The following is an 8265-nucleotide window of genomic DNA, read 5'->3' on the forward strand; positions in this document are numbered from 1 at the left end:
ACCCCGGCGGCAAGAATGGCGGCCACCTCATCCAGGCGCTGGTCGGCAGTCATGCTGGAGGGGTCCGGAGAATGCCGCTGGGGGAATAAACCGTTTCCAAACACACCACCTCGGCAAGGCACCGGCGTTAGGCGTTTTTCGCTGCCCTTGGGAGCATCCGGAGCCGATTCAGCCAAAGGCAGGCTCTCCTGCCGCTGGTTTGTAAGGTGTACCGAGGCCTGCAGAGGGTGCCATGCCGGGTTCCTGTCGATATCGTTCATGTCGCTCATTCCGCTGTTCAAGTGGATCCAGGCTCCTCTTTACAGTGCTCAGAACACCCAAGCAGAATTTTTTTTGATAACCGCGTCCAGGCAATATCTATAAGAAAAAATAATTGATAATTGGTATTTAACAATATAGAGCATTTGTTGCGGAAGAAGAGGCAAAGCTGGGAAACCCGTGTGACTGACAGCCTTCGGGCCATTTCGAAGACAGGGGGCTCCACGCAACACAGGTTTATACCGTTGGCCCTGGATTACTATTTGCGTTATTCGCAGTGATATTTCATCCTGTCGGGGAATTTCGGGAACAGGATCGGCAACCGGAGATCGATTTCCAGGGGCCGGGAACAGATTGTTCTCTCAGGCTATTCGGGGAGGATGCTGCGGGTCAGGGGATGATCGACGGCAATCCTTTTCAAGGTTGCCGTTGTTTTCCTCAGTGTCGCTATACTCCGAGGGGGGTAACTGTTGCCACACTCAGAGGGCCTTCCGGGTGGCACATTTTCGGGTGATTGGTGATGGACGAATCGATTCGGACCGCGGCGGCGGCCATACGAAAAGCGGATGCCCTGCTCATCACCGCTGGGGCTGGCATGGGTGTGGATTCCGGCTTGCCCGACTTTCGGGGCGATGCGGGATTCTGGAAGGCATACCCGCTTCTCGCCGAACAGAATATTTCCTTTGAGCGGATGGCCAATCCTGCCTGGTTTCGACGCAACCCCCGATTGGCCTGGGCATTTTACGGGCACCGTCTGGCCTTGTATCGCAAGACCGAGCCGCATGCCGGCTTCGCAACTCTTCTGGAAATGGTCCGACGGAAACCGTCGGGTTGGTTCGTGCTAACCTCCAACGTTGATGGCCAATTCCAGCGAGCCGGTTTTCCTGACCAGCAAATCGAAGAATGCCACGGCTCGATTCATTCTCTGCAATGCACCCGTCCTTGCGATAAGGCCATCTGGGGGGCGGACGATATCGAGATCGCGGTGGAGGAGTCCACCTTTCTGGCGAAGGAACCTCTTCCCACATGTCCGCGATGTGGAGCCATGGCCAGGCCCAATATTCTGATGTTTAACGACAGCAGTTGGCTTGCGCAACGCACCAACCAGCAGAAAGAGCGACTGTGGGAGTGGTTGAACCGTTTGCAACGGGAGGGACGCTCCCTGATGGTGATCGAAATCGGAGCCGGAACGGCGGTTGCGACCATCCGGCGACGTTCCGAAGACTATGCCGATCGTTTCCATGGAGATCTGGTCCGGATCAATCCCAGGGACTTTCATGCCTTTCAGAAGCGTTTCATTTCCCTGCCTTATGGGGCTGCGGACGGAATCTCGTCCATAGCAGCCCTTATCGGTACAAGCTGAATGGGCGTTGGTTCTGCGTGACGGGGAGATTTCGGCGGTTTGCGTTGGCGGATGACGGGCTCTTTTGCCTTGGCATGTGGGGGACAGAGCCCCCACACCCTCCGGGATTGGCTTTGTTGGGCAAAACAGGTGCTGAAAAAGAACGGGAAGACTTGTCGGTCTCACAATGATTGTCAGACAGCCCGATATTTCAAAGACGATCACCAGAGAGCCGGATCGGGAACCCTCGCTACCGCTTCAGGTCTTTGACGACACTTAGCATCTCGTCGGCAGTACTGATCGCCTTCGAGCCAATTTCATAGGATCGTTGCGTAATGATCATGTCGACCATCTCGCCCACCAGATCCACATTGGAAGCCTCCTGATAATGCTGCCTCAGGAATCCCATACCATCATTGTCCGGATTGTCTGAAATTGCCGTTCCAGAAGCGTCACTTTCTTTGAACATGTTATTCCCAACGGCAAACAATCCTTGTGGATTAGGAAATCGCGCCAATACAAAATGTCCGGCGGGCACGATTGCATTCTGTGGTGGTGCTGAAGGATCAGTATAGCTAACGGTTCCATTTTGATTGATACTTACGACTGATGCGTTGGATGGAATTGAAGTTGGCCCTACAACAGGGTACCCGTCAGCAGTTACGATCTGACCAGTCTTGTCCAGATGAAATGTTCCATCCCGCGTATAACCAGTTTGGCCATCGGGCAGCTGAATTTTGAAAAAGCCCTGACCGCTGATCATAACAGTTACATCTTTAGGATCGGTCGACGCTTGGATCGGACTTCCCTGTGCAAAATCGTGGGCAACCGATGAAAGCATTACACCATGACCAATTTGAATTCCCACAGGGGATACTGTCCCATCAGCGTTTTGAACGCCAGGCGCACGAACGATAGCGCTAAAGATATCCTTGAACTCGGCTCGCGAGGCTTTAAACCCCGTTGTAGCAGAGTTGGATAAATTATTGCTGATGACATCCATTTTCTTTGTCGTAGCCTGCATCCCCGAAGCGGCACTGAACATTCCGCGTATCATTGCTTTCTCCTTTTGAAAACGCTCGTAAGGTTGCCTTGTGGCATCTGTTTGTCTTCTTCACTTCAAACTTTTTCGAACTTGGCAGACCCGTATTAAGGAATACTTAGTCAGATGGGCACGCCAAACCAACGCATCGATTCAAATCCGCCTATTTTCGCCCAACAGCCAAGAGTTCCATTACCAACTGTGGTTGCTGATTGGCCTGGGCCAGAATGGCTGTGGCGGCTTGCTGAATAATGGTGTTTCGGGTCAACAGCATGGTTTCCTGGGCTATATCCGCATCGCTATTCTGGGAACGCGATCGACTCATATTCTCGGTCATCACTCCCAGATTTTGGGCCGAGGATTCCAAGCGGTTCAACACGCCGCCCAGTTGAGCCTGAGCGAGGGTTACCTTTTCCAAGGCCTGATCCAGCATGGTGATGGCCCAAACCGATGATTGCTGGCCGGGAATCTCCCGATTGACTGGAGCTCCATCCACTCCCGGAATTTCATCGGCGATTTTGCGGTAATTGCCCACTCCCTGGGTAAACACGTAAGCCCCCGTGGATGGATTGAGGAACCAATCCTCGTATCCCAGGCTTGGATTGCCATTGACGTCCACCGGAGGAAGAGGTTTCCCGGGATAGTTGGCAGGCGTTGCCGCGATCAATTGATACTGGGCAGGAGTTCCAGGAACTCCTGCCCCTCCCGGGTCATTTGGCGCACGGGTGGGATCCAGGTAGGTGCTGAAGGGAAGGTTGAGCAATGGATCAGGTGCCCAGGGAATGTCCGGATGGCGATTGACGGAGTAGGCCTGCATGGCGCTGCTCATGGCAATCAAAGCGGATGAGCGCACATCGGGAATCCGCACTCCCACCGTTTCCCCTTCATCGTCCCCCACCTGAACGTTAAACCCGGGAACCTCCGCAATCCCCGGCACGCCAGCCGTTGCCTCGGTAGCTTGCCGTGCCGGAACGGGATCCTGCCCGGGCACCACGATTTCGTAGAGTCCATTGAGCGGGCCATCGTTGCTGAAGGCGTCAGCAAGATCCTGCGGAAAGTCCCCGGCTGCCCTCTCCACATAGCGGTTGCCCACCACTTCGAAGGAGTTCAGTACTGAACCCGTTGGGTTATAATTTCCCAACATATTTCCCTGGGCATCAAACCCAACGTAGCGCAGCTCACCTTTCACCCCCGGAATGGCTGGCTGGGCGGCTTGTGCCGCCTGTGGAGGAATGGCAGGAACAGCATCCTGCCCAGCATAGCGCCCATCCAACAGTACCATGCCGTTGAACTGGGTGTCGGTTGCGATACGGTCCAATTCAGCCAAGAGTTGCGTGACTTCCAGCTGCATTTTTTGCCGGTCCTGCTGTGTCGGAACCGAGTTTGCGGAATAAACGGCCAACTCCCGCAGGCGTTGAAGTACACTGACCGACTCCTCCATCGCACCCGAAGCCACCTGCACCATGGAAATCCCGTCATTGGCGTTCAAAGTGGCCCGTTGCAGGCCGCGAATCTGCGCACTTTGATGGCTGACGACAGCCAACCCGGAAGGATCGTCTCGCCCCTCCGTGATGCGTTTCCCCGAGGCAAGATGTAACAGGGTGCGTTGGACCGTAACCGTTGCCTTGTCGAGGTAACGGCGGCTGTTGATCGCGGCCAAATTTGTTTGAACCGTCAAAGCCATGAGCACACTCCCTTGGAAATGACCAGCTTTTTTGCCGGGCGGTCACCCCGCCGTCACATCCGGCGAACCCCTCACACTAAGGAGTTCTTAGCGTTCAGGTGTGCCAACGCTCTCCCCAGGTCTTCACCCGAGAACGCCCTGACAATCACGAAGCAAGAGGGGTGCCAAAACTAAGCATTCCTTAGTATGCAGCCGCAGCCACTTCTAAGAAGATCTTAGCTCAGATCCTCCAGATTTGGGCACGTCGTGACATGGCAATATCTTCCCCCATCGGCAAACGGCTGCGGCAAGCAAGAACTCGGATGGGGCTTTCCCAGAAAGAGCTGGGGATCCGGGCGGGATTTGACGAATTCAGCGCCAGCCCACGGATGAACCAATACGAGAGGGGCAAACACGCCCCCGACTTTGAAACAGCCGCCAAACTGGCTGCGGTTCTTGGAGTGCCCACCCCGTTCTTCTATGCGGAAGACGATGGCATGGCAGAGTTGATTCTGAGACTCGGCCAACTGTCTCCGAACCACAGGAATCTGCTGATTGACCAGTTGAAAGGCCAGCTGGATCCGTGAATCAAACCGAACCAGGTCAGCGGCTTCTTCCAACTTCCAAGGCTACCCCAATTCCTTCCAGCTGATCTTGCCCCCCAGCATGGCCTGAAGCAGCGTACCGGCCATTCGTACCGGGTTGGGGTGCCGCCCAAAGACGGCGATCCGTTCGGCCATGGCCTTGATGCGATCAAAAGACAGCCCGACATAATCGATCAGATCCAGGGATAGGCCGTGAGCAGAGTCTGCCAATGGATTTACCCCTCCCCTTTCAGAAACGTTTCATTTCCTTGCCTTATGGAGCTGCGGACGAAATCTGGCTCTTCCGGTTGAAGCATACCTGAGGGGGTGACAAGGCGTGGACATGGATCTCCAATTGGGGGCGCGACCCCAGACCAATAGGAGATCCGAAAATGTCCACAAGCCTACTGTACCATGTCTTTGGGATTTGCGAGTACCGGCATATGCGCACCCGGTTTCAGGGCGGGGCGACGATTTTCGAAGTGGAACCGGACTTGACCCGGTTGCGTTGCCCCCGTTGCCGATCCAGACGTGTCACCCGGAAAGGGTAGGTGGTGCGGCGGTTTCGGATGGAACCTGTTGGGATCAGGCCAAGCTTTCTGGAGGTTCCTGTTCAAAGAGTAGCCTGTACCGTTTGCAGGACGGTTCGGCAGGTGAAGTTGCCCTTTGCCGATGACCGGAGGAGCCATACCCGGCGATTCGAGCGTTACGCCCTGGAACTGTCCCGGGTGATGACCATTGGCGACGTGCCGGCGCATCTTGGGATCTGCTGGGATGCGGTCAAGGAGATCGTGAAGCGGGATTTGACCCGGCGTTTCGCCAAACCGAGGGTCAGCAAGCTGAAATGGCTGGCCATTGACGAGGTTCATGTGGGGAAAAAGAGGTTTCTCACCGTGGTCATGGACCTCAAAAGCGGGGCGGTGGTGTTTGTCGGGGACGGCAGGGACGGCGAGGCCCTGACTCCGTTCTGGAAACGGTTGCGGCGGGGGCGGGATTCAGGCGGTGGCCATGGACATGGGACGGGCGTTCATCCATGCCGTGCGACGGAACCTGCCAGGGGTCGCCATCGTGTTCGACCACTTTCATGTCATCAAGCTGTTCAACGAGAAGTTGGCGCAACTGCGACGGGATGAGCAAAAAAAGGCGGAAGCCCAGGACAAGGAAGTGCTCAAGGGGACTCGCTGGCTGCTGCTGAAGAAACCCCGCCATTTGGAGGATAAGCGCAACGAGGTGGAGCGTTTGCGGGAAGCCCTGCGCATCAACCAGTCCCTGGCCACGGCCTACTACATGAGGGAAGATCTGGGTCGGATCTGGCGGCAGTGGGACAAGGAGTCGGCGGTGTTCTGGCTGGAGGACTTGGTCAAAAGGGCGGTGGCGTCGGGCATCGGAATGCTGGTGCGCTTCGCCAAGACCCTGACCGAACATCGGGAGGGCGTCCTGGCCTTTTACGATTTTGACCGCATCTCGACCGGCCCCCTGGAGGGCATGAACAACAAGATCGGGCTGATACAGCGAAAAGCCTACGGCTTCTCGGACATGGAATTCTTCAAGTTGAAAATCATGGCGCTGCACGAAACCAGACAGGCCCTGGTTGGGTGATCTCACCCCCTCAGGTACGCTTAACCGGAAGAGCCGGTTTTTGCGTCGGCAGACGACGCAAAAAGCCTTAATTCGTTGCTGGTGCCACCGAACTGACCCTCGAAATGCAAACTGTAAAAAGACACCGGGATCTGCGTGCTACCGCAGATCCCGGTTTTCGTTTTCGGACCGTTTACAATTCATTATTGGAGGCCACGATGTCGCCACTATCAATTCCAAACGACCTCTGGTGCCCGCTATGGGCGCCACCTTACCCACAACTCATCACTGAATTACAGAATGGCATCACGCACGTCATTAGCTTTATCGACCGCGTCCAAGTTGTCATCGGCCTGGAAGGCCAATCCTGGCCGGCCCTGGATTTCATCTACCGTGCCCCAGACTCACCAGAACACGCGCAGATTGACGACCTCGTCGCAGAGATCCATGCGGCCATGCCCTCTGGGCGCATGCGTGACATCCCACTCGGGAGCAAGCTGAACCCTACGGGATATTGGCCCATCAGTACCCGTGTCAGTATGCCGGGTGAGTATCGGTACCTGAAATTTTTCCGGAAGGTTTCCCTATCCCAGCCAACCGTCCAGAACCTGCAGGTCATCCACGCTATCCTGGAATCCAGCGGTCTACCCTACCGCGTGACTGCGGTCGAGATCACCGTTGATTACATCGTCAAAGACATCCACATACTGACCGGCCTGCGAGATCTGTTCAAGTTTTCGGTCCACCCTTATTGCCGTGACCGCCGGGGTACCGACCTATCCTGGGGAAAAACTGAATATCCAGTTGGTTACAGAGCATCGTCGCGACCCGTCCGCTATCCGGACCGACCCTCCAAGCCTCTTCTCCTTGACGGTCACGGACACTGTCATTGCTATCACGTCGAGTGGAGAGAGTTCGGTAGCGGCCACCTGCGCGACATCGGCATTGCCGATCTGGCCGATTTGGCCGCGTTCGACGTCGGCCAGTTTGTCGCCAAGAAACTCCGTATGGCCTACCTCGATCCAGTCAGTTTTCCCTATGCATACACATGGGAACGAAGCCAGGGCCGTCGCAAATTCAATCTACAGCTGCTCCGTCATGCCGACAAATCTCTGCATGATCATGGATTCGACCGCGTCCACGATGTCATAGCTTGGTTTAAGCGTCTGGGGGTCGATAATCGCCTATCCCCGACAAACGTCCGGAGGTTTGACCGACCAAGCCCTGGTGTCGAACCCATCGACATCGATTGGCTTATTCCACGACCGGGGGAACGTTGGTAGGAACACCACTATGATTATGGTGGGAAAGTCCCTTTTATTCCATTATCCCGAATGCCAAGGTTCCACGGTGACACGGACCGATTCCCATGCATTGAGCAGTGATTCACGGGGCCGTGTTGGATCTCATGAGCGGGGGACTTTGGTGAGTGCGTAGGATCATTATGGATAATGAGGGACTCCAAGGACCGGAGATCCTCAGGAGTGCGTAGGATCAGATAATGAGGGACTCCAAGGACCGGAGATCCTCAGGAGTGCGTAGGATCAGATAATGAGGAACTCCAAGGACCAGAGATCATAATGAGGGACTCCAAGGACCGGAGATCCTCAGGAGTGCGTAGGATCAGATAATGAGGGACTCCAAGGACCGGAGATCATAATGAGGAACTCCAAGGACCGGAGATCCTCAGGAGTGCGTAGGATCATTATGGATAATGAGGGACTCCAAGGACCGGAGATCATAATGAGGAACTCCAAGGACCGGAGATCCTCAGGAGTGCGTAGGATCATTATGGATA

7 protein-coding genes and 1 pseudogene are annotated in these 8265 nt (G+C 55.4%); 4 read left to right on the forward strand and 4 right to left on the reverse strand.

What is annotated here, in order from left to right; translation table 11 throughout:
• The coding region (locus HQL56_03475; protein MBF0308573.1) for a hypothetical protein at positions 1 to 281 on the reverse strand (281 nt) is incomplete at its 3' end.
• 497 nt (positions 282 to 778) lie between these two features.
• Between HQL56_03475 and HQL56_03480 the strand changes: the two genes are divergently transcribed.
• A complete protein-coding gene (locus HQL56_03480; protein ID MBF0308574.1) occupies positions 779 to 1621 on the forward strand; it encodes an NAD-dependent deacetylase in 843 nt (280 codons plus the stop codon).
• A gap of 229 nt (positions 1622 to 1850) precedes the next feature.
• On the opposite strand, the gene flgG is transcribed toward HQL56_03480, so the two are convergent.
• Both flgG and HQL56_03490 read right to left on the reverse strand, forming a co-directional pair.
• Positions 1851 to 2657 (reverse strand): flagellar basal-body rod protein FlgG, encoded by an 807-nt coding sequence (gene flgG, locus HQL56_03485; protein MBF0308575.1) that lies wholly within the window; start codon positions 2655 to 2657, stop codon positions 1851 to 1853.
• Positions 2658 to 2805: 148 nt separating this feature from the next.
• Complete coding sequence (locus tag HQL56_03490) at positions 2806 to 4326, reverse strand: hypothetical protein (GenBank protein ID MBF0308576.1); 1521 nt, start codon at positions 4324 to 4326, stop codon at positions 2806 to 2808.
• A 251-nt stretch (positions 4327 to 4577) separates the two neighbouring features.
• Here HQL56_03490 and HQL56_03495 point away from each other — a divergent pair, with 251 nt between their 5' ends.
• The gene (locus HQL56_03495) at positions 4578 to 4892 is read left to right on the forward strand and encodes a helix-turn-helix transcriptional regulator (GenBank protein ID MBF0308577.1); all 315 of its coding nucleotides are present in this window, start codon (positions 4578 to 4580) and stop codon (positions 4890 to 4892) included.
• A gap of 42 nt (positions 4893 to 4934) precedes the next feature.
• Here the strand turns inward: HQL56_03495 and HQL56_03500 are convergent, their stop codons facing one another.
• Entirely contained in the window at positions 4935 to 5120 is a 186-nt protein-coding gene (locus tag HQL56_03500) for a hypothetical protein (GenBank protein ID MBF0308578.1), read from the reverse strand.
• A 161-nt stretch (positions 5121 to 5281) separates the two neighbouring features.
• Between HQL56_03500 and HQL56_03505 the strand changes: the two are divergent.
• Positions 5282 to 6488: pseudogene (locus HQL56_03505) on the forward strand (ISL3 family transposase).
• A gap of 197 nt (positions 6489 to 6685) precedes the next feature.
• Positions 6686 to 7750 carry a hypothetical protein gene (locus tag HQL56_03510; protein MBF0308579.1) on the forward strand — a complete coding sequence of 355 codons (1065 nt, stop codon included), beginning with the start codon at positions 6686 to 6688 and terminating at the stop codon, positions 7748 to 7750.
• Positions 7751 to 8265 lie beyond the last annotated feature (515 nt).

This window comes from Magnetococcales bacterium (assembly GCA_015231925.1).
GTDB lineage: Bacteria > Pseudomonadota > Magnetococcia > Magnetococcales > JADGAQ01 > JADGAQ01.

Bases quoted from the DNA above. Each gene is read 5' to 3' on its own strand.
- HQL56_03480 (MBF0308574.1), top strand. From the start codon at position 779: ATGGACGAATCGATTCGGACCGCGGCGGCGGCCATACGAAAAGCGGAT.
- flgG (MBF0308575.1), bottom strand. From the start codon at position 2,657: ATGATACGCGGAATGTTCAGTGCCGCTTCGGGGATGCAGGCTACGACA.
- HQL56_03495 (MBF0308577.1), top strand. From the start codon at position 4,578: ATGGCAATATCTTCCCCCATCGGCAAACGGCTGCGGCAAGCAAGAACT.
- HQL56_03510 (MBF0308579.1), top strand. From the start codon at position 6,686: ATGTCGCCACTATCAATTCCAAACGACCTCTGGTGCCCGCTATGGGCG.
- HQL56_03490 (MBF0308576.1), bottom strand. From the start codon at position 4,326: ATGGCTTTGACGGTTCAAACAAATTTGGCCGCGATCAACAGCCGCCGT.